The organism is Niveispirillum sp. SYP-B3756 (genome assembly GCF_009495745.1).
Lineage (GTDB): Bacteria > Pseudomonadota > Alphaproteobacteria > Azospirillales > Azospirillaceae > Niveispirillum.
On sequence record NZ_WIDQ01000004.1, the window covers coordinates 310,263 to 335,970 of the forward strand.

A 25,708-nucleotide genomic window follows, 5' to 3' on the forward strand; every position below is an offset into this window, starting at 1 on the left:
GATGCCGATCCCTCTGCCGCCGTTCGATCTGGATTTGCTGCGCACCCTGGTGACGATTGCCGAAAGCGGCGGCGTCACCCGGGCCGCCGAACGGCTGGGCCGCACCCAGTCCACCATCAGCCTGCAGGTGAAACGGCTGGAGGACGGGCTGGGCAAACGGCTGTTCCTGCGGGACGGGCGGGGGTTTGCCCTGACAGGGGACGGGGAGGTGCTGCTGGCCTATGCCCGCCGGCTGCTGGGGCTGGCGGGGGAGGCCTGTGCGGTGCTGATGGAACCGGATGTCGGCGGGATCGTTCGGCTGGGCACACCGGAAGATTTCGCCACAGCACACCTCCCCGATGTGCTGTGGCGATTCGCCCGCGCCCATCCGCAGGTGGCGCTGGAGGTGCGGTGTGATTTCACCGCCAACCTGCTGGATGGCTTTGCGCAGGGTGATTACGATCTGGTGCTGTGCAAGCGGGAACCGCGCGGCGCCGGCGACGGGGTGCGGGTCTGGCGGGAACCTTTGGTCTGGGCGGCATCCGCCCGGCTGCTGCTGCAACCGGGCCAGCCGGTGCCTTTGGTGCTGGCCCCCGCGCCGGACATTTATCGCCGCCGCGCGCTGGAGGCGCTGGACCGTGCCGGAATGCCCTGGCGCATCACCTATACCAGCCCCAGCCTGAACGGCATCCAGGCGGCTGTCAGTGCCGGGTTGGGCGTCACCATCCTGTCGCGCGACCTGCTGGCCACCGGCTTTCAGGTGGTGGAAAAGATGCCCGATCTGGCGGATATGGAGATCGCCTTGCATCGCCGACCAGGGGCAATGTCCAAGGCTGTCGACCTGCTGGCGGAACATATTGTCCGCTCACTGGAGGGGGGGCGGCCCATTCAGGGTTGAACCGGGGCGCGTTTGGACACAAATCAGGGTATGGCCCTTGCTGTTTCCCTGGGAGAAGTCATGCGTTCCGCCTTTCGCACCCTGCGCCGCCGCCTGTTGCCCGCTGCCACGGCGATGGCCCTGGCCGTGCTGCCCGCTGTGGCGGCCATTTCCGTTGGCCCGGAAGTGGGCAAGCCGCTGCAGGCGGCAGGGGAGGCATTGTCCAAGAAACGCTATGATCAGGCGTTGAAGGAGGTGGAGAAGGCGGCAGCCGTCAAAGCCATCAAGCCGGACGAGAAATGGGCGGTGGAGCAGATGCGCGCCGCCATCTTTAAGGCACAGGGCAAGTTCAATCTGGCCGCCAACGCGTTCGAAGCGGCCACCAAGCTGGTGCCGCTGTCGGCGGCGGATCAGGCAGGGGCGTTGGAAACCCTCTCCCAGCTCTGGTACCGGCATGGTGATTTCGCCAAATCCGCCGCTTATGGCGAGAAGGCCCTGGCGGCAGGGCGGCAAAGCGAAGCGTTCCGCCAGATGCTGGCGGAGGCCTATTACCGCAGCGACAACCCGGCCAAAGCCTCAAAACTGGCGCAGGCCCTGGTGAACGAGGCCCGCGCCGCCGGTCGCAAGCCCAATGCCGAGGTGTTGCAATTGCTGGCGGCATCGGAATTCGGTACCGGCAATGTGGATGGCTATATCAAGACTCTGCGTCAGCAGTTGGCCACACAAAGCACCCATGACAATTGGCAACGCCTGTTCGATGCGATGGAAAAGCAAAAGCCGATCCCGGACCGGCTGGATATGGATTGGGTGCGGCTGAAACTGGCGGCTGATGCCTATGAGAATCCTGACTCCTACACAGAGGCCGCACAGCGTGCCATCGTGGAAGGGCTGCCGGGGGAGGCCGTATCCATCCTGGACAAGGGCTGGCAAGCCGGGCTGCTGGGCCAGCCGGGGCCGAAGCAGGAACGTCAGGAACGGTTGCGCGCCTATGCGCGGGAGCAGGTGGAAGCCCAGCGTAAGGAGCTGGATGAACAGCAGCGTCAGGCCATCGCCGCTAAGGATACCAATACCCTGGCCAAGCTGGGCATGGCGCGGGCCATGTTGGGGCAACTGGACCAGGGCATCAACCTGCTGCAGCAATCCCTGAGGGGAAAGCCCCGCCTGCCGGCCCGCACCCGCCTGTGGCTGGGCATCCTTTATTACAAGGCCGGTCAGTCCAAGCTGGCCGAACAGACCCTGGCCGCCATCCCGGCCGATAGTGACGAGGCAAGGCTGGCCGGGCTCTGGGTTTTGCTGGCTCAAGGAAAACGCTGATGGGCCAATACATGCAATAGGGGAATTGCCGGAATGAAAACCCCTCTATAAGATTATGCAAGGTCGGGGCCTGATGGTTTTGACGTGCATGTGGGGGGAATCTTGCAGTTTGCAATCAAGGCTGCCCTGGTGGCGGTGATGGGTTTGTGTGTGTGGGCATCAGCCGCCGGGGCGCAGCCGGCCCCGGCAGCGGTGGAAATTTTCGCCAACCCGGCCAGCTTGCAGGTGATCAGCCTGTCACCGGATGGTGAATATGTCGCCTATCTCGCCCCGCTGCAGGGGCGGCAGCATCTGGCGATACAGAAAACCCACCCGGTTCCGGGTGAGCGCCCCACCGTATTCGCCCCGCCGGATGAGGCGGAAATCATCCAGATTGACTGGGTGAATGAGGAGCGGCTGATCCTGTCCGCCATGGCGACACAGAAGGTGCCGACCAACATGGGCGTCATGCCCATCCGTTTTCAGCGCCTGATCGCCATCAACCGCGACGGGGCCAAGGCCAAGGTGCTGTTGAACCGGGGTGCGGATGCGGGGCGATATTATCTGGTGTCCACCCCCATCCTGCAATTTATCGACCGGGAGCACGTGCTGGCCCTGTTCCCGACCAGCGGCCAGCCGGAACCTGATGTGGTGCGGCTGGATGTCTATACCGGGCTATATAGCCGCGTCCGTCGCGCCTTGCCCAATCTCAGCGACTATCTGCCTGATCCGACGGGCCAGGTGCGCATCGCCAGCACCTATAACGACCGTACCGGCGTGATGACCTATATGCGGCGCGACAGCGCGGATGAGTCCTACCGGCCGATGAAGCGGGCGGACATTATCCACCATGGCATTTTCGATGTGCTCGGCTTCTCCCGCGATGGCAAGCAGCTCTATATCGCCACCAACACGAAAGACAGCGACCGTTCAGGCATCCATACCTATGACCTGGACAAGGAAAAACTGGGGCCGCGTCTGCTGGAGGATGCGAAATATTCGATCGGCGGGGCGGTGATGAAGCAGGGGGCCGTGGTTGCCTTCCAATGGACCGATGACCTGCCGCAGCGCCGTTGGCTGGACCCGGTGACCCAGGATATGCAGGAAAAGCTGGACAAGGCGGTGCCCAATAGCCGCGAGGTGATCATCGATGTCAGCGATGATGGCAAGGTGGCGCTGGTCGCCAGCTATTCCCTGACGGAACCCACGGTCTATCGGTTGTTCTTCCGCGACAGTAAGAAGTTTGAGTTTTTTGGCGACAGTTACCCCGGTCTGCCGACAGACGCTGTGGCCGCCCGCCGCCCGGTAACCTTCAAGGCGCGGGATGGACAGGAGATTCCCGCCTATCTCACCCTGCCTGTCGGGCGGGGGGAAAAGAACCTGCCCTTCATCGTCATGCCCCATGGCGGTCCCCAGAGCCGCAATGATGGGGAATTTGACGTGCTGTCGCAATTCCTGGCCAACCGTGGCTATGCCGTCATCCAGCCCAATTTTCGTGGTTCCACCGGTCTGGGGGGCGAGTTCCGGGAGGCGGGATATCGCCAATGGGGCGGGCTGATGCAGGATGATGTCACCGATGCCGCACAATGGGCCGTGGCCCAGGGCTATGCCGACCCCGCCCGCATGTGCATCCTGGGCTGGAGCTATGGCGGCTATGCCGCGCTGATGGGCGCGGTGAAGACGCCGGACCTGTTCAAATGCGCCGTGGCCACCGCACCGGTCGCCAATATGGAACGGCTCTATAATGATCTGCGCAAAGTGCGGACCAAGAACTATAACCGCGACCGCATCTTTGGGGAGGCGGATGAATTCGATCCCGGCAATTCCCCGGTGCATCGCGCGGCGGAAATCAAGGTGCCTGTCCTGCTGATCCATGGCGACCGCGATGCGCAGGCCGATGTCGGCCATAGCCGCGACATGGAAAAGGCCCTGAGAAGGGCCGGCAAGAATGTGGAATATATCGAGATCAAGGAAATGGACCATTACCCGATGAACCGGGAGGATATGGTCCGGATCATGACCGCCTGGGAACAGTTCCTGAAGGCGCAGATCGGGAATTGATTTTTTCGGGCGGGGCTGTCGGATGGCGGCCTCCTCCTCCGTCCTTGGGCTTGTTGGCAGAAAACAACCCCAAGGACGGAGGAAAACCATGCCCTATGTTGATGGTTTCATCGTTGCGGTGCCCAAGGACCGGTTGGCCGATTACAAGGCGCTGGCCAGTACCGCGGCCGAGGTCTGGACCGACTATGGCGCGCTCTCCTATCTGGAAGCGGTGGCCGATGATGTGCCCTATGGCGAACTCACCTCCTTCCCCCGTGCCGTGATGGCGAAGGAGGATGAGGTGGTGGTGTTCGCCTGGATCACCTATCCGTCGCGTCAGGCACGGGACGAGATCAATGCCAAGGTGATGGCCGACCCGCGCCTGAACTGCGATCCCGCCAATATGCCCTTTGACGGCAAACGCATGATCTATGGCGGGTTTGAGAGCATCGTGGTGCGTTGAACCCTGCCGGGCCTGCGACGGCGACGGCGTTTCAGCCCCAGCCGGCGCAGGCCCATCCAGCTGCCGGTGGCGCAGAGCAGGCTGACGGCGGCCAGGGCCGGGATGACCAGCAGATCCCACAAGGGACGCGCCCGTATCCAGGCGAAATCCAGCCGGTGCAGCCCATCCTGCCACCAGCGGAACTGCCGGGCGGGGGCATCAAAGGCCCGCAGCAAAACGCCGGAGCCGGCATCGATATAAAGCCGCGTCGCCTCCGCATCCGCCAGGATGGCTCGCCAGATCGGCAGGGCGACAACACCCTTATGCGCGTAATAATAATCGTCCGGCTCGGTCAGCAGGCCCAGTTCCGTAATGTGGGTGCCGCTGGTGGTGATGGCGTCGCTGATCTCCGTTTCTTTCAACGGGGCAGGCCGCCCCCCGGCATCAAAGCGCTGGATCTGGCCATCCCGTGTCACCGCCGCCAGATAGAGCCGTCCGCCCAAGGGTGCGGCCTCCAGCATCACCGTATCGGGCGGCAGGGCCAGACCGGGGGCCAGCGCCAGGGCATGGGCGGCATCGGCCCCCGTCAACGTGCCGGCCAGCCGGCCCCGCCACTGGCCGGCCTCGCTGTCCAACAGCCCCCAGGGATTCATGGAGAGCAGGCCCGATGCCACCCAGGAGAGGGTGAGCAGCCCGGCCACCAGCCCGCTGACATGGTGCCAGCGCCACAGGCCGCGATAGGGGACGGACAGGCTGCCATCCCGCCGCCGCAACCGCACCAGCCCGATGATGATCCCGGCCAGGGTGAGAAAACAGCCGGCCAGCGACAGCCAGATCACCACCTGCGTCCACAGCACCGGCTGCTGGCGCAGCAAGGTGGGGTAGAGCCAGTGCGGCACCGCCCCCAGCCAGCCCCAGAACCGTTCCCAGCGGGTTGTCTGCTGCACCAGTTCCCCGCTGGCTCCGGCGACGTAGAGCACGCTGCCGGCGGCATCATTGAAGGGCACCTTGTAGAGCGGCTGGTGACGCCGCGCATTCTGCACCGTCCATTGGTCCGCTTCGATCAGCTCGGCCTCCAGTGCAGTGCCGGCAATGCCGCTGCGCCGGGCGGCATCATCGGCCAGTGTCACCACCTGTTCCGCCGTCAGCGTGGCCACCGGCTGGCCTGTCACGGCGTCCAGCAGCAACGGCGTTGCCCGCATCTGTTCCCCTGGCCGGGGGCCGTGCCCGCCGACGGGCTGCAGGCGCAGCACCGGCCGGTCGCCCAGCATTTCCAGGCGGAATCCGGCCAGCATGGTTTCCGCCGGCAGGCTGCCGGACAGGTCGGCCAGCGGCTGGCTCAGGTCCAGGGGGGCAAGGCCAAGCCGCCGCTCCGCCGCCGTCAGTCGTGGATAATCCACATACATCATGACGAAGCCGGACAGGCACCAGACCAGCATGACCAGGCCCAGGCCCACGCCTAGCCAGCGATGGGCCCAGACGATGGCGCGCAGCACCGCCGCCCGCCAATGGGCAGGCGGCGGGCGGCGTTTTTGCACAAGGCTGGCCGGCATCAGAAATGCACGCCGTAATTGACATGCAGGGTGCGTGGCACCCCGCGAGCACCATAGAGGAAGCGTCCACCGGCATCGGCCGCCGCACTGCCCAGCCGGGTGGAGTATTCTTCATCAAACAGGTTTTCCAGCCGCACCCCCAGCCGGTGCCGGCGGTCACTGTCCAGGAACAGGTGGGCGCCCAGATCGGTGACGACATGGTTGCCGTAATTACGCCGGCCGAAACCGCTCAGTGTCTGCCAACTGTCACCGGTCCAACTCACTGCCAGATCGGCGCCGAAAAGCCGGTCGACCGGCTGATAGGAGACCCCGGCCTTGGCAAAATCCGTTGGGATGCGGTCGCGCTGCTGGTTGGCCCCCTGGTTGCGGGAGCGGGTATGGGTATAGCTGGCATCCAGCCGCCAATCCGCGTCCGGCTGCCAGCCGACCTGCAATTCCCCGCCGCGCACCTGCACCTTGCGGTCTTCATTGATGTAAATCCCGTCCGGGAAGGCGGGGTTGCTGTAGGTATCGGTGATCAGGTTGTTGACGCGGCGGGCAAAGCCGGTCACCTGCCAGGTGACCCGGCCCGCCGCTTCCAGCGCGCCGCCCAGCGACAGGTTGGCGGACAGGCTGCGCTCAGGGGCCAGCTTCGGGTTGCCCCGTGCGCAGCAGGGATCAACCGCGAATAATTGTTCAGCACTGGGCAACAGGAAGGAGGTGCCACCCACCCCCTCCAGATAAAGCGCGTCACTGAATTCATAGCGACCGCTGACATTCCACACCGTGCTGTCGGCCGCATCGGTGCGGTTGTAGCGCACGCCGGCGGCCAGCTTCAGATCGCTGGAGAGATCATCATTGCTGCGGATTTGCAGGATGCCGGCATGGACCTGCTCGGTTCTGCCGGCGATCAGCAGCACATCATCCCGGCCATGGAAATTCTGGAAATCATAGCCCAGCAGATAATCCACCCCGCGATGCAGGGCCAGTTTCAGCACCCCGTTCACCCCGTAATCCCGATAGCCCCAATAGGTGCCGGGCGGGTTGATTACCACCGGCGGGCCGCCGGTCAGGCTGTTCTGGATATTGGCGTATTTCGTATCCCAATCATGGAAATAGCCTTTCAGGAAGAACTGGGCGATGCCGGTAGGCGTGTAATCCAGCCGCAGGCTGGCAATCTCCTCGTCCCGGTCATTGTAATTCAGCAGGGTGCGGGCCGGGGTGGCGAAATCCACCTTGGCGTCGGTATGCTGATAGGACAGCTCCAGCGACAGGTCTTCGGCCAGTTCCGTGCCATATTTCAACCCGGCGGAGCGGACATTAAAGCCTCGGTCGCGCTGGGTGGCGCTGGGCTGCATCACCGTATAGGGACGATAGCCTTCCGCCTTTTCCTTGGTGGCATAGAGCACCAGCTTATGCGCATCGATGCGGCCCCGGACATAGCCATCCAGATGATAGGTGCCGCGCGTGTCAAAGCCGATATTGGCTTGCCCGTCCGGCGTGTCGCTGAAGCCGCGCGTCACCACATTGATGGCACCGGCGGCGGCCTGGGTGCCGAAGAACAGGCTTTGCCCGCCCTTCAGCACCTCGATCCGTTCCACCATGCTGGCCGGCAGCGTGTCGGCCGGCGTGGTGGTGCCGTAAAGCCGGTTATTGATGCGCACCCCATCCACCAGCCACAGCACATCCTGGGTGCGCGAGCCCTGCAGCGAGATATCGACATAGGAGAAGGGGCCGGAATTCGGCAGCAGGTAAAGGCCGGGGGTCAGCATCTGCAGGGCTTGGGAAACATCGCGGAAGCCCCCCTCCTTGATCCGCCTTTCGTCGATGACTTCAAGATCGCTGCCATAGGCGGCCAGTTCCTGGGGAAGCGTTTCCTCCAGCGAACGGCCGGTGACGATGATTTCCTCGGTCTGCGCCACCTGTACGTCGGCGGCGGCGGGCAGGGTGGTGAGACCGGCCAGGGCCATCAAGGCCAGCCGGGATACCCGGTTATTTGTCATTGGTTCCCCACTATGCATGAGCGCGATCATTCAGTTGCCGTAACATTCCCTCCCGTCCGCGGGAGTTAATTACTGTTCCGAAACTGTTACAGATCGCGTCCCCGGCACTGTTTCGCCGCGCGGGTCCAAGCCCCGACGACAGCCCCGTCTGGCGACACTGCAACAGGGCAGGGGGCATCTCGCCGGCAGGCGAACAGGCGCGCGCCAACGGTCGGACGCGCCTGATGCCAGGCGCCCGTCGGCACGTTCCGATGCGGCCCCCGCCGCTCGGTCGTCGCTCAAGACGAGAGTGAACCCGTGCCCTGGCCAACCCCTGAGCCAAAGCAGAGAGCGACACAGCGCCGGTCGGTCTCCTGGCTCGCGGGTCATCGCCTGACAGACACCTTCCCAGGCATGGCCCCTTGCAAGGGGGTGCCCAGTGGCTGCGGGGTTGCGGCCCCGCCCGTCTGTCACGCTCGCCGCTTACAGTTACAGGGATAGCCGCAGATTTGGATCAGGTGATCCGCACTGTGTTCCCGGTACCGGCGTGTTGATGGTTGGTGGCAGGAAAGGTTAAGCGCCACCGGCTTCAGGCATAACCGAATCAAAACGGGCCGGCAACGGCAGATTATGCCGTGCCGGCCCGTGATTGCGTGTTGCCAGCGATACCAGGCATTAATGAGTGCCACTCATTAATGCCTGGTTGGCGCATTGAGCGCCCGCGGGTACGTGCCCGCGTGAGCCAAGGCGGCGGATGCCGCCGCCCGGCAATTGAGGGGCCTTGGTCAGAACCAACGGGTCTGACCAAGGCGGATTGCTGTCAAGCCGCCTGATCGGCCAGCCCCTCCGGCGTGAAGGGGCGCAGGTTGGCCAGGAACTGGCGGGCACAGGCCTGCCAGGAGAAGGTCAGCGCGTGGTCCCGGCACAGGTTAGGGTCGATCGCCAGCGCCTTCAGGCAGGCGCGGCGCAAATCCGTATCCAGCACGCCGGCCGGATGGTCGCCGATCACATCCAGCGGGCCCGGAACGGGGAAGGCCGCCACCGGCAGGCCGCTGGCCAGCGCCTCCAGCAAGACCAGCCCGAACGTATCGGTGCGCGAGGGGAAGACGAAGGCATCAGCGGCGGCATAATGCCGGGCCAGTTCTTCGCCATGTTTGGCACCGACAAAGGTGACGTCGGGATATTTAGCCTGTAGCTCCGCCCGTTGCGGCCCGTCGCCCACCACCACCTTGGAGCCGGGCAGGTCCAGCGACAGGAACGCCTCAATATTCTTTTCCACCGCCACCCGGCCGACAGAGATGAAGACCGGCCGGGGCAGGTGATCGAACAGGCTCTTGTCGCGCGGGTGGAACAGGTCGGTATCCACCCCACGCGACCAGCGGCGGATATTGGTGAAGCCGCGCTGTACCAGATCAGCCTCGATGCTGGCGGTGGCCACCATTACCGAATGGGCCGGCGAATGGAACCGGCGCACGAAGGCATAGGACAGGCGCAGCGGCACCGGTGCGCGATCCCGCACATATTCCGGGAAGCGGGTGTGATAGGCGGTGGTAAACGGCAGGCCGCGTTTCAGGCAGTAACGCCGGGCGGCGAAACCCAGCGGGCCTTCGGTGGCGATATGGATGGCGTCGGGCTGGGCCGCCTCAATCATCTGCCGCACCCGCCGGCCGGGGGCCAGAGCGAGGCGGATTTCCGGATATGTCGGCATGGGGATGGTGCGGAACCGGTCGGGGGAGATCACCTCCACCCGATGGCCCAGCCGTTCCAGTTCAGCCCGCGTCGTCGTCAGGGTGCGCACGACGCCGTTGACCTGCGGATGCCAGGCATCCGTGACGATCAGCAGCTTCACGCTGCTGCCTTCATCGCCGTGCGGGAGGCGACAATATCCGCCCAGCGCAAGATTTCCAGCCGCCCGTCCGTGTGTTCCACCAGTGCGGTGCATGATTCGACCCAGTCCCCATCATTCACATAGAGAACACCGTCCATGTCGCGCATTTCGGCATGGTGGATATGGCCGCAGATGACGCCATCCACCTGCCGGCGCCGCGCTTCGTCGGTCAGCGCCGTTTCATAATCGCCGATGAATTCGACGGCCTTCTTGGTCTTGTGCTTCAGATAGGCTGACAGCGACCAATAGGGGAAACCCAGCTTGCGCCGGACCTTGTTCACCACCGTGTTCAGCCACAGCAGGAAGGTGTAGGCACTGTCGCCCACGAACGCCAACCACTTGGCATAGCGGACCACGGCATCGAACTGGTCGCCATGGATCACCAGATAGCGCTTGCCGTCGGCGGCCTCATGGATGGTGTCTTCCAGGATGGTGACGCCGCCGAACTGCAGGCCGACAAATTCCCGGAATGCCTCATCATGATTGCCGGGCACCAGGACCACCTGGGTGCCCTTGCGGGCGCGGCGCAGCACTTTCTGCACCACGTCATTATGCGCCTGGGGCCAGTACCAGCTTTTCTTCAGCCGCCAGCCATCGACGATGTCGCCGACCAGATAGAGACGTTCCGACTCGGTATGTTTCAGGAAATCCAGCAGCATTTCCGCCTGGCACCCACGGGTGCCCAGGTGAATGTCGGAAAGCCAGATCGTCCGGTAACGCTTGACGTCTTCGTCGCCCAGCATGACTGCCCCCATGGCCGGTCAACCCCAATCCCCCACTTCGATAAACCGCCTCATCCACATATTGTTATTGTCATGGCTTAAGACTATCTATCGACAGCTTGCTGGTTCTATATCGGCACTTCCGTTGATTGACCACCATATGAGCGGTGAAGAACGTCATGTTATTCAAATCTTCTTCGGACAGTCATGATGAATACATGATCCATTCATCCGATCGTCATAATGGGTCGGCTTTGCCTGTTTCTGCGCCACGGCGTCGTCTGCTGGTCATCTTCAATCCCACGGCCGGGCGGCGGCGGCCGGGCTATCTGGACCGCGCCCTGGCCGCCGCCCGGGGGGCGGGGGCGGGAATCGAGCTGTCGGCGACGACGGCCGCCGGCGATGCGGAGCGCATGGCGGCGGCGGCGGTGCGCTCCGGTGGCTTTGACGCCATCGTGGCGGCGGGTGGTGATGGCACCATCAATGAGGTGATCAACGGCATGGTCGGGGCGGCGCTCGTGGCCGGCCTGCCCTTACCGGCCCTGGGGATTGTGCCGCTGGGCACGGCCAATGTGCTGGCGCATGAGCTGGGCATGGCGGCCGAGGCGGGCTCGGTGGGGCGCTGGCTGGCCACCGCCCCGGCCCGCCCCATCCGGCTGGGCCGGGCCAATGGTCGGCTGTTCGTGCAGATGGCCGGTGTGGGCATGGATGCCCGTGTGGTGGCCGGCATTGATCCGGTGGTAAAGCGCCGGCTGGGCAAGGGGGCCTATGCGCTGGGCTCCCTGCGGGAGATCATGGCCGGCCCCCGCTGTGATTATCGGGTGCGGGCGACCGGGCCGGATGGCAGTGTGACGGCTCTGGAAGGAGCCAGCGCCATCATCTGCAATGGGCATTATTATGGCGGCACCTTCGTGCTGGCCCCGGCCGCACGGCTGGACGCGGACGGTTTTCAACTGGTGCTGTTCCAGCGCGCGGGGCGGCTGGCGGCCTTGTCCTATGCCACGGCGATGGTGTTGGGACTGATCCCGACCCGTCGGGATGTCACCATCTTGCCCGTCACGGCCGTGGAGATCGAGGGGCCGGCGGGGGAGCCGGTGCAGGGTGATGGCGATGTGATCGCCCGGCTGCCCCTGCGGATTGAGCGCTTGCCGATCCCCTTGAACGTGCTGTCGTCGGGCACAGTATAGAGTGGGGCAGGGCGGTTAACTGGCGGCGGCGTCGCGGCGGCGCGGCTGGTCCCAGACGGCCAGACATTCCTCGGCCGTTGCCCCTACCCCGATCGGGTGCCAGCCGCGACGGTCATTGAAGCTGAGGCGATAGGTGCCGCTTCGATCCCGTTCGAACTTGAAGACCGGCCGTTCGGCATCGGGGAAGCTGACCAGAAAACTGTCATTGTCGCGGCTGCTCACCCGGCGATGCGGCTGCCACAATCCCCGGCGCACCTTGTCCTCGGCCAGTCGGGACCAGCAGGCAACATCACCGGGGGTAAAACGGGTAACCGGAAAGGGGATGATGAGACACATGGCCGGACACCTTGGACGAAGGAATGAGGACGGCCATAATCTGGCCTTTGTTCTGTCCAAACTGGCGCGCAACCGGTTAACGGGAACTTTACGGAGAAGCCCGCAAGATCAACGCCTTCGTATAGGTTGGCCTAGCATCGGCCTGCCCTATACCAATGGCATCGTCATCTCGCACCTGCGCAAGGCGCCCTTGCACCTTCGTCGGATCGCCCGCCCCAAACGCCGCAGATCGGCGTTTTTTGGCGGTTCGCGGCGCAAAACCGCATAGCCCAAATCCAGCCGGACCAGTTGCGTAGGGGCTGGGGCTGTGTTACATGCACGCTCGCTCAACGTCGGAAGGTTCTCTTCCGGCAAGGTGGCTTATTGCTAACATCCTGAAATTATTCAGGGTCCACGGACACAACCGGGGTTACCAGGTGGCAACCGAAGGGACTGGCGTATCCGAACTCGCCTCTCGCTATGCGAGCGCCTTGTTCGATCTCGCGGACGAGCAGCAGGCTCTGGACCAGACGGCCCAGGATCTCTCGCTCGTCAAGGCTCTGCTCGCCGAAAGCGCGGATCTCCGCCGCTTGATCGGCAGCCCGCTGCTCGCCCGTGGCGATCAGGAACGCGCCATGGAGGCGGTTCTGGCCGCCGCTGGCGTGGGGGAGCTTGTGCGCAAATTCATCGGCTTGGTGGCGCGCAGCCGCCGGCTGGCGGCGTTGCCGGGCATGATGGACGGTTTTCTGGCCGAACTTGCCCGTCGTCGCGGTGAATCCTCGGCGCGCGTGACGGTTGCCCGTCCGCTGAGCGACGAACAATGGACGGCTCTGGCTGCGGCGATCGATCCGAGCGCCAGCGGCAAGGTCAAGCTCGACGTCTGGATCGATCCTTCGCTGATCGGCGGGATGGTCGTCAAAATCGGTTCCCGCATGGTTGACAGTTCCGTGCGCACCAAGCTGAACAAGCTGAAACTCGCCATGAAAGGGGTTGGATAATGGAAATCCGCGCCGCTGAGATTTCCGCGATCCTGAAGCAGCAGATCGCGAACTTCGGCAACGAGGCCGATGTCGCCGAAGTTGGCCAGGTGCTGTCCATTGGCGACGGCGTCGCGCGTGTCCATGGTCTGGACAATGTGCAGGCCGGCGAGATGGTCGAATTCCCGGGCGGGGTGAAGGGCATGGCCCTGAACCTTGAGGCTGACAATGTCGGCGTCGTGATTTTCGGTTCCGACCGTCAGATCAAGGAAGGCGACATCGTCAAGCGCACCGGCGCCATTGTGGAAGTCCCCGTCGGCCGTGGCCTGCTGGGCCGCGTGGTTGATGGTCTGGGCAACCCGATCGATGGCAAGGGTCCGCTGACCGACGTGGTGCGCACCCGCGTGGAAGTGAAGGCCCCGGGCATCATTCCGCGCAAGTCCGTGCATGAGCCGATGCAGACCGGCCTGAAGGCCATTGACGCCCTGGTGCCGGTTGGCCGTGGCCAGCGTGAGCTGATCATCGGTGACCGCCAGACCGGCAAGACCGCCATTGCGCTGGATACCTTCATTAATCAGAAGGCGATCAACAAGGGCGATGACGAGAGCAAGAAGCTGTACTGCATCTATGTTGCGGTCGGCCAGAAGCGCTCCACCGTTGCCCAGATCGTCAAGACCCTGGAAGAAAACGGCGCGCTGGAATATTCCATCGTCGTCGCCGCCACCGCTTCCGAACCGGCGCCGCTGCAGTTCCTGGCCCCCTATACGGGTGCGGCCATGGGCGAATTCTTCCGCGACAACGGGATGCACGCGCTGATCGTTTATGACGATCTGTCCAAGCAGGCCGTTGCTTACCGTCAGATGTCGCTGCTGCTGCGCCGTCCGCCGGGCCGCGAAGCTTACCCCGGCGACGTGTTCTATCTGCACTCCCGTCTGCTGGAACGTGCGGCCAAGCTGAACGATGAGAATGGCGGCGGCTCCTTGACCGCTCTGCCGGTCATCGAAACCCAGGCCGGTGACGTGTCGGCCTACATTCCGACCAACGTGATTTCCATCACCGACGGTCAGATCTTCCTGGAAACCGGTCTGTTCTATCGCGGTATCCGCCCGGCCATCAACGTGGGTCTGTCTGTGTCCCGCGTCGGTTCCGCCGCGCAGATCAAGGCGATGAAGCAGGTTGCGGGCACCATCAAGCTGGAACTGGCCCAGTATCGTGAAATGGCTGCCTTCGCGCAGTTCGCTTCCGATCTTGATGCCTCCACCCAGCGTCTGCTGAACCGCGGTGCGCGTCTGACGGAACTGCTGAAGCAGCCCCAGTTCAGCCCGCTGCCGGTGGAAGAGCAGGTGGTGTCGATCTTCGCCGGTGTGAAGGGCTACCTGGACAAGGTGAAAACCGAGGATGTGAACCGCTTCGAGGCCCGCTTCCTGGACGAGGTCCGCGCCAAGGGTGCCGACATCCTGGACGCGATCCGCACCGAGAAGGCGATCTCCAAGGGGACTGAGGAAAAGCTGAAGGCTTTCCTCGAAAATTTCTCCAAGGTTTTTGCCTGATCCAACAGTCCCGATTGAACGGGTCTTTGAAAGCGTAGGGCCGTTATGCCGAGCTTGAAGGACATCCGAAACCGGATCACCAGCGTCAAGTCGACGCAGAAGATCACTTCTGCCCTGAAGATGGTCGCGGCCAGCAAGCTGCGCCGCGCCCAGGAACAGGCGGAGGCTGGTCGGCCCTATGCGGAGCGCATGGGCCGCATGTTGGCATCGCTCGCCGCCAATGTGGCGGGCGGTCCGGGCGGCCCCCGTCTGATGACGGGCACGGGCAATGACCAGGTGCATCTGCTGGTGGTGATGACGGCCGACCGTGGTCTGGCCGGCGGTTTCAACAGCTCCATCGTCCGTGCCACCAAGCGACAGATCCTGTCGCTCCAGGCACAGGGCAAGGTGGTGAAGCTGCTGTGCGTGGGCCGCAAGGGCCGCGACCTGCTGCGCCGCGAATTCCCCTCGCTGATTGCCGCCTCGTTTGAGGAAGTGGGCAAGAAGCGCCTCTCCTATGCCGACGCGGACATGATCACCGCCAAGCTGCTGGAGATGTTCGAGGCGAGTGAGTTCGACATCGCCACGATCGTCTACAACAAGTTCAGGTCGGCCATCACGCAGGAGGTCACCCTCCAGCAGATCATCCCGTTCGCTGCCCCGCAGGCAGCGGTCGAGGGGGCCGATGCTGCTGTTCGTCCGGTTTATGAATTTGAACCGAGCGAAGAGAGCATTCTGGCCGATCTGTTGCCGCGCAATGTCGCCATCCAGATCTATTCCGCCCTGTTGGAGAGCGCAGCCTCCTTCTTCGGCGCGCAGATGACGGCGATGGACAATGCCACGCGCAATGCCGGCGAAATGATCAAAAAGTACACGCTGATCTATAACCGTACCCGCCAGGCGACTATCACCAAGGAGCTGATTGAAATCATCTCCGGTGCGGAAGCGGTTTAAGTCCTATACCAGTGTCAGTAAATTCTGACCTGTCAGAATTTACTGACTTCGGCGGCACGTGCCGCCGCCGCGCCAGTCGGCGCGGATACCAAGGCCAAGATTTCCTGGCCGTGGTATTAGTTCCAAGACGACTGTCAGATATTGGGTTCCGAGGGAGCTTGCCCCATGGCTAATACGAGCAACGCGGTCGGCCGCATCACCCAGGTGCTGGGCGCCGTCGTGGACGTTCAGTTCGACGCCGAACTGCCGCCCATCCTGAACGCCCTGCACACGGTGAACGAGGGCAAGACCCTGGTGCTCGAAGTGGCGCAGCACCTGGGCGAAAACACTGTCCGCGCCATCGCCATGGACACCACCGATGGTGTTGTCCGTGGTCAGAAGGTGTCGGATACCGGCGCCCCCATCACCGTGCCGGTCGGCCCCGCCACCCTGGGCCGCATCCTGAACGTGATCGGTGAGCCGATTGACGAGCGCGGCCCGGTCGACCTGACCAACGTCGCCTCCATCCACCGCGACGCGCCCAGCTTCGCTGAACAGGCGACCGAGGCCGAGATCCTGGTGACGGGCATCAAGGTCATCGACCTGCTGGCCCCGTACCTGAAGGGCGGCAAGATCGGCCTGTTCGGTGGTGCCGGCGTCGGCAAGACCGTGACCATTCAGGAACTGATCAACAACATCGCCAAGGCACACGGTGGTGTTTCCGTGTTCGCCGGTGTGGGTGAGCGTACCCGTGAGGGTAACGATCTCTACCACGAAATGGTGGACTCGGGCGTTATCAAGCTGAACGAGAACGACACGCTCGGCTCCAAGGTGGCCCTGGTGTACGGCCAGATGAACGAGCCGCCCGGTGCCCGTGCCCGCGTGGCGCTGACCGGTCTGTCCGTCGCGGAATATTTCCGCGATCAGGAAGGCCAGGACGTGCTGTTCTTCGTGGACAACATCTTCCGCTTCACCCAGGCCGGCGCCGAAGTGTCCGCTCTGCTGGGCCGTATCCCGTCCGCCGTGGGTTACCAGCCGACGCTGGCCACCGACATGGGTGCCCTGCAGGAGCGAATCACCTCCACCAAGAAGGGTTCGATCACCTCTGTGCAGGCCGTGTACGTGCCCGCCGACGACTTGACCGACCCGGCCCCCGCCACCTCCTTCGCCCACCTGGATGCCACGACGGTGCTGAGCCGTTCGATTGCTGAAATGGCGATCTTCCCGGCCGTGGACCCGCTGGACTCGACCTCCCGTGCGCTGGACCCGCGCATTGTGGGTGAAGAGCATTACGGCGTGGCCCGCAAGGTCCAGCAGGTGTTGCAGCAGTACAAGGCCCTGCAGGACATCATTGCCATTCTGGGCATGGATGAACTGTCGGAAGAAGATAAGCTGGTTGTGGCCCGCGCCCGCAAGATCCAGCGCTTCCTCTCCCAGCCGTTCCACGTGGCCGAAGTGTTCACCGGTACCCCCGGCGTGCTGGTGTCCATCGAGGACACGGTCAAGGGCTTCAAGGGCATCGTCAACGGCGACTATGACCACCTGCCGGAAGCGGCCTTCTACATGGTCGGCACCATCGAAGGTGCCGTCGAGAAGGCCCGCAAGATGGCTGCTGAGGCTGCTTGATAAGAGGACAGGTGTCAGATGTCGGATGCCAGGGAATCCCCTGCCTCCGGCATCTGACATCAGACATCTGGAGTCTGAAGAATGTCCGACAAGGTTGAATTCGAGCTGGTCGCGCCGGAGAAGCTGCTGGTTTCCCAGCCGGTGACGATGGTGGTGGTACCGGGTGCAGAGGGCTCCCTGGGTGTGCTGCCGGGCCATGCGCCGATGATCGTCACCGTTAAGCCGGGTGTCATCGACATCTATGGTAACGACATGGTGACCATTACCCAGCGCATCTTCGTTGCCGGTGGCTTCTGCGAAATCACCGCCGGTCGCGTCACCGTGCTGGCCGAAGAAGCTTCTGATCTGGAGGCCCTGCGCCGCCAGGACATGGGCGCGCTGGAAAAGCAGATTGCTGATCTGGCCGAGGATCTGGAAGACGCCAAGACCGATGGCGAACGCCATGCGTTGGAAGCTAAGCTGATGATCGCCCAGGCCAAGCTGGAACTTCACGGTCAGAGCGTGCATTGATCCCGATCAATGCTGGCCCCGGCGGGCAGGCGTAACAAATCTGTCACGCCACAGGTTTTTGCGATCGATTATCACGGGGGCGCCTAGCGCCCCCGTTGCTTTTTGTTGATCTCTTGCCAATCTGTTGGCCTGGATTCGTTTCGCATCAGGAAAGCTGGCCGTTACCATGGCTTATACGCACTGGACCATCGAGGGTCTCCCCTGGGACAAGTTCGACCCGTCCAAGGTCGACCCTGACAAGGTGAAGCTGGCGAAGGCTGCAGCGCTGGTCGAATATAACGGCCATATCTATGCCGACTATCTGTGCAATGTCTTCCGCGACGACCCGGAATTCTGTCAGGTCGCCCGTGATTGGGCGGTGGAAGAGGTGCAGCATGGCGAGGCCTTGGGTGCCTGGGCGCAGCGCGTCGATCCCAGTTGGGATTTTCAGGCGGCGGTGACGCGCTTCCGTGAGGGCTATCAGGTGGAGACCTCGGTCGATGCCTCCCGCCGGGGCAGCCGGGCGGGCGAGCTGGTCAGTCGCTGCATTGTGGAGACCGGCACCTCCAGCTATTACACCGCCCTGGGCGATGATACGGACGAGCCGGTGTTCAAGCAGATTTGCCGCCATATTGCGGCGGACGAGCTGCGCCATTACAAGCTGTTCTACGATTACCTGAAGCGCTATCTGGAAAGCGAGAAGCTGAACCGCTTGCAGCGGCTGATGGTCAGCATGTCCCGTATTAACGAGACAGAGGATGACGAGCTGGCCTATGCCTATTACGCGGCCAACTATTGGACGCGGCCCTATCAGCGCAGCGAGAATTATAGCGAATATACCAAGCTGGCCTATTCCTATTACAAGCGGCAGCATCTGGACCGTATGGTGGCCATGGTGTTCAAGGCATCGGGCCTGAAGCCGCAGGGTTGGCTGCACAATATCGCATCAAAATTTGCTTATAGCCGGATGCGCAAGAAGGCCGAAGGTGGCGCCAAGCTGGCAGCTTGATACCGGACCATAAGGCGGGGCATGGCTGCCCCGCCCCAAGGCGCTTGCACATTGCCGATTGACTGCCCAAATTATTGTGCGGCGCAGCAATCGGGCAATCATCATGGTGTTGAAAAAGCTGATCAGCGGGTTCCGCCGCCAGGCACCACCGGCACCCGCTGCCGAACCCGTACCGCCGCCGCCTGCACCCGCCCGGCCGAATCGGCCCGACGGCATGGCGCTAGCCCTGCAAGGCGGCGGCTCCCTGGGGGCCTTCACCTGGGGGGTGCTGGATCGGCTGCTGGAAGAGCCGGGTTTCACCCCGGTGCGTCTATCCGGGGCCAGCGCCGGGGCCGTGAACGCAGCCGCCTTTGCCTGTGGCTGGGCCGCCGACGGTCCGGCGGGCGCGCGGGCGACGCTGGATTTGCTCTGGCAAAAGGTGGGGGAATGCGGCGCCGGTTCGCTGGGTTTCTGTCCCAGCTGGCCGGCCAGCGGCGTGGTGCGGGCGGTCAATGCGGCGGCGCTGCAGATGGCCACGCGCTTTTTCTCCCCCTATGCGCTGAACCCGCTGGGTCTCAACCCGCTGCGTGACATTCTGGCGGAGGTGCTGGATTTTCAGGCGCTGACGCAGAAGAAGGCGCCGCGCCTTTATATCTCCGCCACGCGCGTGCGCGACGGCAGTCCGCGCGTCTTCACCAATGGCGATATCAGCCTGGACGCGCTGTTGGCCTCCACCACCCTGCCGGTGATCCATCAGGCGGTGGAGATCGAGGGGGAGGCGTACTGGGACGGCGGTTACACCCTGAACCCGCCGGTGGCCGCCCTGCTGGAAGGGCCGGCCGTGGGGCGCATCCTGGTGGTGCAGGCCATGCCCAACCGGGCATCGCAGACGCCGAAGACGGCGGACACGATCCGCGAACGGCTCAACGAGATCACCTTCTCCCGCCCGCTGGAGGCGGAGATTGCCCTGGTCCGGGAAAAGCTGGCCCACCGTGACCGGCCGGAGAGCCTGCACCTGCTGGCCATCGATCCCGACGCCAAGGCGGTGGAAGAGCTGGATGGTCTGCGGGTGGATCGGGACTATCTGGCGGCCCTGAAAGCGCAGGGCCGCAAGCAGGCGACCATCTGGTTACAAGGATAGAACTTTCCCCGGGTTCATGATCCCCGCCGGGTCCAGCAGGGCCTTCATCTGCTGCATCAGGGCCAGTTCCACCGGGTCTTTCAGCCGGGCCATCTCCGCCACCTTCAGATTGCCGATGCCATGTTCGGCGCTGATGCTGCCGCCCTGGCGCGTCACCTCGGCATGGATGATGGCGGTGATGGCGGGGGCATGGGCCAGGAAGGTGGCCTTGTCCATCGCTTCTGGCCTTGCGACATTGCAATGGATATTGCCGTCGCCGACATGGCCGAACGGGTAGGGGCGCAGGCCCGGCATAAAATCGGCCAGGGCCAGGATCACCCGGTCCAGGAAATCCGGGATGCGGCTGATCGGCACGGAAACATCAGTATGCACTGTGCCGTCAATGGCCCGGCCGATCTCCGGCAAGCCTTCGCGGATTTGCCAGAGCCGGCGGCGCTGCTCCCCGCTTTCGGCCAGCACGGCATCCTGGGCCAACCCGCTTTCCAGCGCATCGGCGAGCGTGTTTTCCACCAATTGGCGGACCAGCGGTCCCTCTATGCCGCTGGCCACTTCCAACAGCACGTACCAGGGGTGGGATGCTGCCAGCGGGTCATGGTTGCGGCCCAGCAGATCGCGCGCGCCATCCATGGCGAAACGCGGCATCAGTTCGAAGGCCGACAACAAGTCGCCCGTCCCGGACCGCGCCCGCCCCAGCAGGGCGACGGCGGCGGCGGGGGAGGCCACACCGATCAGGGCGGTTTCCACCTGCCGGGGGCGGGGGAACAGTTTCAGCGTCGCAGCGGTGATAATGCCCAGCGTGCCCTCGGCACCTAAGAACAGGTGTTTCAGGTCATAGCCGGTATTGTCTTTGCGCAGGCGCCGCAGCCCGTTCCAGATCCGCCCGTCGGCCAGCACCACCTCCAGCCCCAGCACCAGATCGCGGGCATTGCCATAGCGCAGGGTGAGGATGCCGCCGGCATTGCTGGAAAGATTGCCACCCAACTGGCAGGAACCTTCCGACCCCAGGGAGAGCGGGAAATAGCGGTCTGCCGACAATGCGGCCTGCTGGAGATCGGCCAGAATGCAGCCCGCCTCCACCGTCACCGTATAATCCGCCGCGTCCAGGTCACGGATGCGGTTCAACCGGCCGAGATTGAGCAGAAATGCCCCCCGGTCCGCCGCCGCCACGGTGCCGCCCACCACGCCGGTATTACCGCCCTGGGGGATCAGCGGCACGCCCGCAGCCGATGCCAGGGCAGCAATGGCGGCCACCTGGGCCATGTCAGCGGGGCGCAGCACGGCGGCGGGGTGGGAGGCCTGCCGCCGCCGCTGCTCGCTGGCAAAGGGGGCCATCGCCGCCGCATCTGTCAGCACATGGGCAGGGCCGATCAGGTCCGCGATCCGGGCAAGCAGGTCGGCAGGGGACATGGGGGCGGGCTTCCCGACTATTAGTTCAACCGACGCAGGCTAATGGAGGCGTCACGGGTGGTAAAGACGTGCCTGGGCATGGGTGCTGCCGCCGAAAGTCCCGCCGCTGGCGGGACGAACCAGGCCATGATGCGGCTCGGCCACAAGGAGGAAACCGCATGTCTGGTAATGCGACAGCCCTGATCATCATCGATGTGCAGAACAATATCCTGTTGGGGTCTGACCCGCGTGGGGTGGAAACGCTGGCGGCCCTGGATGCCATGGTGCATCGGCTGGCGGCGTTGGCCGACCGGGCCCGTGCGCAGGGTGTGCCCGTGATCCATGTGCAGCATGATGGGGAAGCGGGGCACCGCCTGGAAAAAGGCAGTGAGGGCTGGAAGATAAGGGCGGAACTGGGGCCGGCGGCTGGGGAGCCCGTTTTCAATAAATCCGCCTGCGATGCCTTTCTCGGCACCGGGCTGGAGGCGTTGCTGCGTGAACGCAGCATCGGCCACCTGATCATTGGCGGCTGCATGACGCCCTATTGCATCGATACCAGTGTGCGCAGTGCCGTGGCGCATGGCTTCGATGTCACGCTGCTGGCCGATGGGCACATGACCTGCGATATCGGCGCGCTGCGCTTTGAGCAGATCATTGCCCACCATAACCAGATATTGGATGGGTTCCCCGTCGGCCCGCACAAGGCACAGGTGCGCCCCAGCGCGGACTTTCTGGCCTGATCAGCCCCGCGGCGCGGCGGCGCGGCGCAGCCGGTCATTGATCGCCACACCCAGCCCCTTTTCCGGCACCGGCATCACGGCGATGCCGGACAGGCCGGGCCGGTCCAGCGTGCGCAGCATGGCGAACAGGTTGGCCGCAGCCTCCGCCATGTCGCCGCGCTGGGACAGGTTCAGCCGCATGGCCCCGCCGCGCAGGAACTGATCCGGCCCGAAGGCCAGCAGCGCCTCCGTCCCGCCCACGCTGTCGGCATTAAGCCGCACCGGCAGGCCGGGGGCATAATGGCTGGTCATCATGCCAGGGGCCTTGATGCCATCGGCCTCGCCAGCCAGCTCCACCCGGCCCAGCACTGTCTCCAGCTCCTCCCGCGTCACCGAACCGGGGCGCAGCAGGCGGGCGGTGGGGCCGGTCAGGTCCAGCACGGTGGATTCCAGGCCGATTTCCGCCTTGCCGCCGGCCAGGATCAGCTGCAGCCTTGCCCCACCCCCATCAGGGAACTCCTCTGCCACATGCAGCGGCGTGGTGGGGGAGACATGGCCGGACCGGTTGGCGGACGGGGCCGCCACCGGCAGGCCCGATGCCGCCAGCAGGGCGCGGGCCACGGGATGGGCGGGGCTGCGCACGGCCACACTGTCCATCCCGGCACTGACCAGCAGCGACAGCGGCGCATCGGCCCGGCGCGGCAGCACCAGGGTCAGCGGGCCTGGCCAGTAAAGCTCGATCAACTGGCGGGCGCGGTCATCCAGATGCACCAGCGGTTCGGCCGCCGCCTCATCCAGCACATGCACGATCAGCGGGTTGAAGCTGGGGCGGCCTTTGGCGGCGAAGATGGCGGCCACGGCCGCATCATCCCCGGCATTGCCGCCCAGCCCATAAACGGTTTCGGTGGGGAAGGCCACCAGCCCGCCTGCCGCCAGCACCGCCGCACCCTTGGCATAGGCCGGCGTGCCCGGCGTCATCACCGCCGGCCGGTCCGGGTGCGGCGGGGGGGCGGGGGCATTGTGGTGGTGGCTGGGATCGTCGCAGCAATGATCGTGGGGCACAGGCGAAACTACCGGGCGTGGCTTAATGGAATTCCGATAGCATAGCCCCCGGCGGGTGCGACGACACCGGCTTTCCCTGCAAACCCCGCCCCAGCCGGGGGCAGCACTGGCAGGGCCATTCGCTATCCGCTATAGCATGAGAAAGCATACTTCCGTGGGGGGAGAAAACGCATGAGCAATACGGCTGCCATGGCCGGTTCCGCCGTGGGTTCGTCGGCAGAACATCTGACGCTGATGCTGCTTTGCCAGCTGGTGGTGATCCTGGCCTTCAGCCGTATTGTCTCCTGGGTCAGTACCCGGTTTCTGGGGCAGACGGCGGTGGCGGGCGAAATCCTGGCCGGCTTGCTGCTGGGGCCGTCGCTGATCGGGGCCTTGTTCCCCGATCTCTCCCACGCGCTGTTCGTGCCGGAAACCCGGCCCATCTTTGTCGGGCTGGCGCAATTGGGTCTGATCTTGCTGATGCTCCAGATCGGCATGGAATTTCAGGTGACACCGGGGCGCGGGCGTGATGGGCGGGCCGTGGCACTGATCAGCCTGACCGGGATCATCACGCCCTTTGCGCTGGGCTATGCCACCGCGCCGTTTTTCTGGCGGGAACTGGGCATGGACCCGGATCAGGGGCTGCTGGCCTTCCGCCTGTTCTTTGCCATCGCCATGTCGATCACGGCCATCCCCATCCTGGGCCGGATTTTCATGGAACTGGGCCTGTCCCATACACGCACGGCGTCGCTGGTCATCGGCTCGGCGGCGATCGATGATATTTGCGGCTGGATGCTGCTGGGGCTGGTGGCCGCCATCGTCGCCGCCAATTTCGATATGGTGATGTTCCTGGCCCGTATCGCCGCCGTGGCCCTGTTCGTGGCGGTGATGCTGGCGCTGGTGCGCCCGTTCCTGTCCCGCTGGGTGGCCGGAAGGATGGCGAAGGAGGGGGGTACGCTGGACACAACCACCATTGCCGGGCTGCTGCTGGTGCTGCTGGGGGCGGCCATCATCACCAGCAAATTGGGCATCTTCGCCATCATCGGCGGGTTCATTGTCGGCCATTGCCTGCAAAATGACCGGGCCTTTGTGGCGCAATGGAAAATGCGCGTCGGCGGGCTGGTGCAGGTGCTGCTGCTGCCTTTGTTCTTTGCCTATACGGGGCTGCGCACCGATGTCGGCTCCCTGTCTGCATCCGGCTGGGGCCTGTGTGCGCTGGTCTGTCTGGTGGCCTTTGCCGGCAAGTTCGGCGGTGCCTATCTGGCCTGCCGCGCGTTGGGGGAGAGCCACCGGCAGGCGGCCACCGTCGGGGTGGCCATGAATACCCGCGCGCTGATGGAACTGATCGTGCTGAATATCGGCTATGATATGGGCGTGCTGCCCAAGCCGATGTTCAGCATGTTGGTGGTGATGGCCATTGTCAGCACCTTCATGGCCACGCCGTTGATCCGCTGGCTGATGGCATCCGAACGGGTCAGCCCAGAACTGACTCGCGCCCGGTTGGCAGGGCTGTCGGCGGAGTGAGGCCCGCCTGGGCGCCCCAAATGTCTCCCTGACAATTCGCGCCATGCTTGATGGGGGCGTGTCGGTTCGCTACCGTGCATCCGGGTGCCGGAAGAAGTTCCCGAGCAAGGCCACGCCACCGGCCATAAATCAGGGAACCGCCGGCCGCATCGGACATATGGGGGCACATGGACGCGTCAGCGCTGGGGACGTTTCTCCAATACCTGATCAATGGCATCACCTTAGGCGCCATTTATGGGTTGATCGCCATCGGTTACACGATGGTTTACGGCATCATCCGCATGATCAATTTCGCCCATGGCGAAATCTATATGATCGGTGCCTTTGTGGCGGTGACGACCTTCTCGCTACTCTCGGCGCTGGGGATTGCTGCCGTGCCGCTGGCGCTTCTGCTGGTGTTGCTGGTGTCGATCTTCTTCACCGCCGCCTATGGCTGGACGGTGGAGCGCATCGCCTATCGCCCGCTGCGCGGCGCGCCAAAACTGGCGCCGCTGATTTCGGCCATCGGCATGTCGATCTTCCTGCAGAACTATGTGATGCAAACGCAAGGATCGCGGCCCAAGCCGCTGGCCCCGGTGATGAATGGCGGCATCAACCTGTGGCAGGGGGACGGGTTCACGCTCTCCATCTCCTATATCCAGCTATTCATCATTGTGCTGACCTTTGCCCTGATGGTTGGCTTCACCCAGCTGATCAACCGCACCGCCCTGGGCCGCGCCCAGCGGGCGTGTGAGCAGGACCGCACGATGGCGGGGCTGCTGGGCATCAATGTGGACCGCACCATCAGCCTGACCTTCGTGATGGGTGCCGCATTGGCTGCCGTGGCCGGTGTGCTGGTGACCATGTATTACGGGGTGATCGATTTCTATATCGGCTTCCTGGCGGGGATGAAGGCCTTCACCGCCGCCGTGCTGGGGGGCATTGGCTCCCTGCCGGGGGCCATGCTGGGCGGGCTGCTGATCGGCCTGATTGAGGCGTTTTTCACCGGCTATATCTCTGGTGCCTATAAGGATGTGGCCAGTTTCAGCGTGCTGATCGCCGTGCTGGTCTTCCGTCCCACTGGCCTGTTGGGCCGCCCAGACATCGAGAAGGTGTGAG

22 protein-coding genes and 1 riboswitch are annotated in these 25,708 nt (G+C 64.1%); of the genes, 15 read left to right on the forward strand and 7 right to left on the reverse strand.

What is annotated here, in order from left to right; genetic code table 11:
• Window position 1: 1 nt before the first annotated feature.
• The 4 genes from GE253_RS11235 (at window position 2) to GE253_RS11250 (ending at window position 4,652) form a co-directional block, all read left to right on the forward strand.
• Window positions 2-877 carry a LysR substrate-binding domain-containing protein gene (locus tag GE253_RS11235; protein WP_153204222.1) on the forward strand — a complete coding sequence of 292 codons (876 nt, stop codon included), beginning with the start codon at window positions 2-4 and terminating at the stop codon, window positions 875-877.
• 60 nt (window positions 878-937) lie between these two features.
• Window positions 938-2,170 carry a tetratricopeptide repeat protein gene (locus GE253_RS11240; RefSeq protein ID WP_173012599.1) on the forward strand — a complete coding sequence of 411 codons (1,233 nt, stop codon included), beginning with the start codon at window positions 938-940 and terminating at the stop codon, window positions 2,168-2,170.
• A 102-nt stretch (window positions 2,171-2,272) separates the two neighbouring features.
• Window positions 2,273-4,210 carry a S9 family peptidase gene (locus GE253_RS11245; RefSeq protein ID WP_153204224.1) on the forward strand — a complete coding sequence of 646 codons (1,938 nt, stop codon included), beginning with the start codon at window positions 2,273-2,275 and terminating at the stop codon, window positions 4,208-4,210.
• An 88-nt stretch (window positions 4,211-4,298) separates the two neighbouring features.
• Window positions 4,299-4,652: a DUF1428 family protein gene (locus GE253_RS11250; protein ID WP_153204225.1), complete on the forward strand. Its 354-nt coding sequence runs from the start codon at window positions 4,299-4,301 to the stop codon at window positions 4,650-4,652.
• Here GE253_RS11250 and GE253_RS11255 read toward each other — a convergent pair.
• The 4 genes from GE253_RS11255 to GE253_RS11270 all read right to left on the reverse strand — a co-directional run bounded on the left by GE253_RS11255 (window position 4,619) and on the right by GE253_RS11270 (window position 10,776).
• On the reverse strand, window positions 4,619-6,184 hold the full coding sequence (locus tag GE253_RS11255) for a PepSY domain-containing protein (RefSeq protein ID WP_153204226.1): 1,566 nt from the start codon (window positions 6,182-6,184) through the stop codon (window positions 4,619-4,621). The genes GE253_RS11250 and GE253_RS11255 overlap by 34 nt on opposite strands.
• A complete protein-coding gene (locus tag GE253_RS11260) occupies window positions 6,184-8,166 on the reverse strand; it encodes a TonB-dependent receptor plug domain-containing protein (RefSeq protein ID WP_153204227.1) in 1,983 nt (660 codons plus the stop codon). The genes GE253_RS11255 and GE253_RS11260 overlap by 1 nt, the downstream gene beginning before the upstream one ends.
• 325 nt (window positions 8,167-8,491) lie before the next feature.
• A riboswitch (cobalamin riboswitch) is annotated at window positions 8,492-8,748 on the reverse strand.
• 217 nt (window positions 8,749-8,965) lie between these two features.
• A complete protein-coding gene (locus GE253_RS11265) occupies window positions 8,966-9,994 on the reverse strand; it encodes a glycosyltransferase family 1 protein (protein WP_348770826.1) in 1,029 nt (342 codons plus the stop codon).
• Window positions 9,991-10,776 carry a UDP-2,3-diacylglucosamine diphosphatase gene (locus GE253_RS11270; RefSeq protein WP_153204229.1) on the reverse strand — a complete coding sequence of 262 codons (786 nt, stop codon included), beginning with the start codon at window positions 10,774-10,776 and terminating at the stop codon, window positions 9,991-9,993. Before GE253_RS11270 ends, GE253_RS11265 begins: the two co-directional genes overlap by 4 nt.
• A gap of 197 nt (window positions 10,777-10,973) precedes the next feature.
• Here GE253_RS11270 and GE253_RS11275 point away from each other — a divergent pair, with 197 nt between their 5' ends.
• The gene (locus tag GE253_RS11275) at window positions 10,974-11,942 is read left to right on the forward strand and encodes a diacylglycerol kinase family protein (RefSeq protein WP_153204230.1); all 969 of its coding nucleotides are present in this window, start codon (window positions 10,974-10,976) and stop codon (window positions 11,940-11,942) included.
• A gap of 15 nt (window positions 11,943-11,957) precedes the next feature.
• Here the strand turns inward: GE253_RS11275 and GE253_RS11280 are convergent, their stop codons facing one another.
• Window positions 11,958-12,278: a hypothetical protein gene (locus GE253_RS11280; protein WP_153204231.1), complete on the reverse strand. Its 321-nt coding sequence runs from the start codon at window positions 12,276-12,278 to the stop codon at window positions 11,958-11,960.
• Between the two features lie 416 nt (window positions 12,279-12,694).
• Between GE253_RS11280 and GE253_RS11285 the strand changes: the two genes are divergently transcribed.
• From GE253_RS11285 to GE253_RS11315, 7 genes are all read left to right on the forward strand, one after another.
• Window positions 12,695-13,255: a F0F1 ATP synthase subunit delta gene (locus GE253_RS11285; protein WP_348770827.1), complete on the forward strand. Its 561-nt coding sequence runs from the start codon at window positions 12,695-12,697 to the stop codon at window positions 13,253-13,255.
• Window positions 13,255-14,784, forward strand: coding sequence for a F0F1 ATP synthase subunit alpha (gene atpA / locus GE253_RS11290; RefSeq protein ID WP_089286373.1), 1,530 nt, complete (start codon window positions 13,255-13,257; stop codon window positions 14,782-14,784). Before GE253_RS11285 ends, atpA begins: the two co-directional genes overlap by 1 nt.
• A 45-nt stretch (window positions 14,785-14,829) precedes the next feature.
• A complete protein-coding gene (locus GE253_RS11295) occupies window positions 14,830-15,717 on the forward strand; it encodes a F0F1 ATP synthase subunit gamma (RefSeq protein ID WP_153204233.1) in 888 nt (295 codons plus the stop codon).
• A 165-nt stretch (window positions 15,718-15,882) separates the two neighbouring features.
• Window positions 15,883-17,322: a F0F1 ATP synthase subunit beta gene (atpD, locus tag GE253_RS11300; RefSeq protein WP_153204234.1), complete on the forward strand. Its 1,440-nt coding sequence runs from the start codon at window positions 15,883-15,885 to the stop codon at window positions 17,320-17,322.
• Between the two features lie 81 nt (window positions 17,323-17,403).
• Complete coding sequence (atpC, locus tag GE253_RS11305) at window positions 17,404-17,832, forward strand: ATP synthase F1 subunit epsilon (protein WP_153204235.1); 429 nt, start codon at window positions 17,404-17,406, stop codon at window positions 17,830-17,832.
• 166 nt (window positions 17,833-17,998) lie between these two features.
• On the forward strand, window positions 17,999-18,820 hold the full coding sequence (locus GE253_RS11310) for a ferritin-like domain-containing protein (protein ID WP_153204236.1): 822 nt from the start codon (window positions 17,999-18,001) through the stop codon (window positions 18,818-18,820).
• A 103-nt stretch (window positions 18,821-18,923) separates the two neighbouring features.
• A complete protein-coding gene (locus tag GE253_RS11315; RefSeq protein WP_153204237.1) occupies window positions 18,924-19,940 on the forward strand; it encodes a patatin-like phospholipase family protein in 1,017 nt (338 codons plus the stop codon).
• Here GE253_RS11315 and GE253_RS11320 read toward each other — a convergent pair.
• Entirely contained in the window at window positions 19,929-21,347 is a 1,419-nt protein-coding gene (locus GE253_RS11320) for an FAD-binding oxidoreductase (protein WP_153204238.1), read from the reverse strand. The genes GE253_RS11315 and GE253_RS11320 overlap by 12 nt on opposite strands.
• A 158-nt stretch (window positions 21,348-21,505) precedes the next feature.
• Here GE253_RS11320 and GE253_RS11325 point away from each other — a divergent pair, with 158 nt between their 5' ends.
• Window positions 21,506-22,066 carry a cysteine hydrolase family protein gene (locus GE253_RS11325; RefSeq protein WP_153204239.1) on the forward strand — a complete coding sequence of 187 codons (561 nt, stop codon included), beginning with the start codon at window positions 21,506-21,508 and terminating at the stop codon, window positions 22,064-22,066.
• Here the strand turns inward: GE253_RS11325 and GE253_RS11330 are convergent, their stop codons facing one another.
• A complete protein-coding gene (locus GE253_RS11330) occupies window positions 22,067-23,023 on the reverse strand; it encodes an L-threonylcarbamoyladenylate synthase (RefSeq protein ID WP_153204421.1) in 957 nt (318 codons plus the stop codon).
• Window positions 23,024-23,278: 255 nt separating this feature from the next.
• Between GE253_RS11330 and GE253_RS11335 the strand changes: the two genes are divergently transcribed.
• The gene (locus tag GE253_RS11335) at window positions 23,279-24,610 is read left to right on the forward strand and encodes a cation:proton antiporter (RefSeq protein ID WP_153204240.1); all 1,332 of its coding nucleotides are present in this window, start codon (window positions 23,279-23,281) and stop codon (window positions 24,608-24,610) included.
• A 167-nt stretch (window positions 24,611-24,777) separates the two neighbouring features.
• Complete coding sequence (locus tag GE253_RS11340) at window positions 24,778-25,707, forward strand: branched-chain amino acid ABC transporter permease LivH (RefSeq protein ID WP_247878603.1); 930 nt, start codon at window positions 24,778-24,780, stop codon at window positions 25,705-25,707.
• Window position 25,708: the final 1 nt, after the last annotated feature.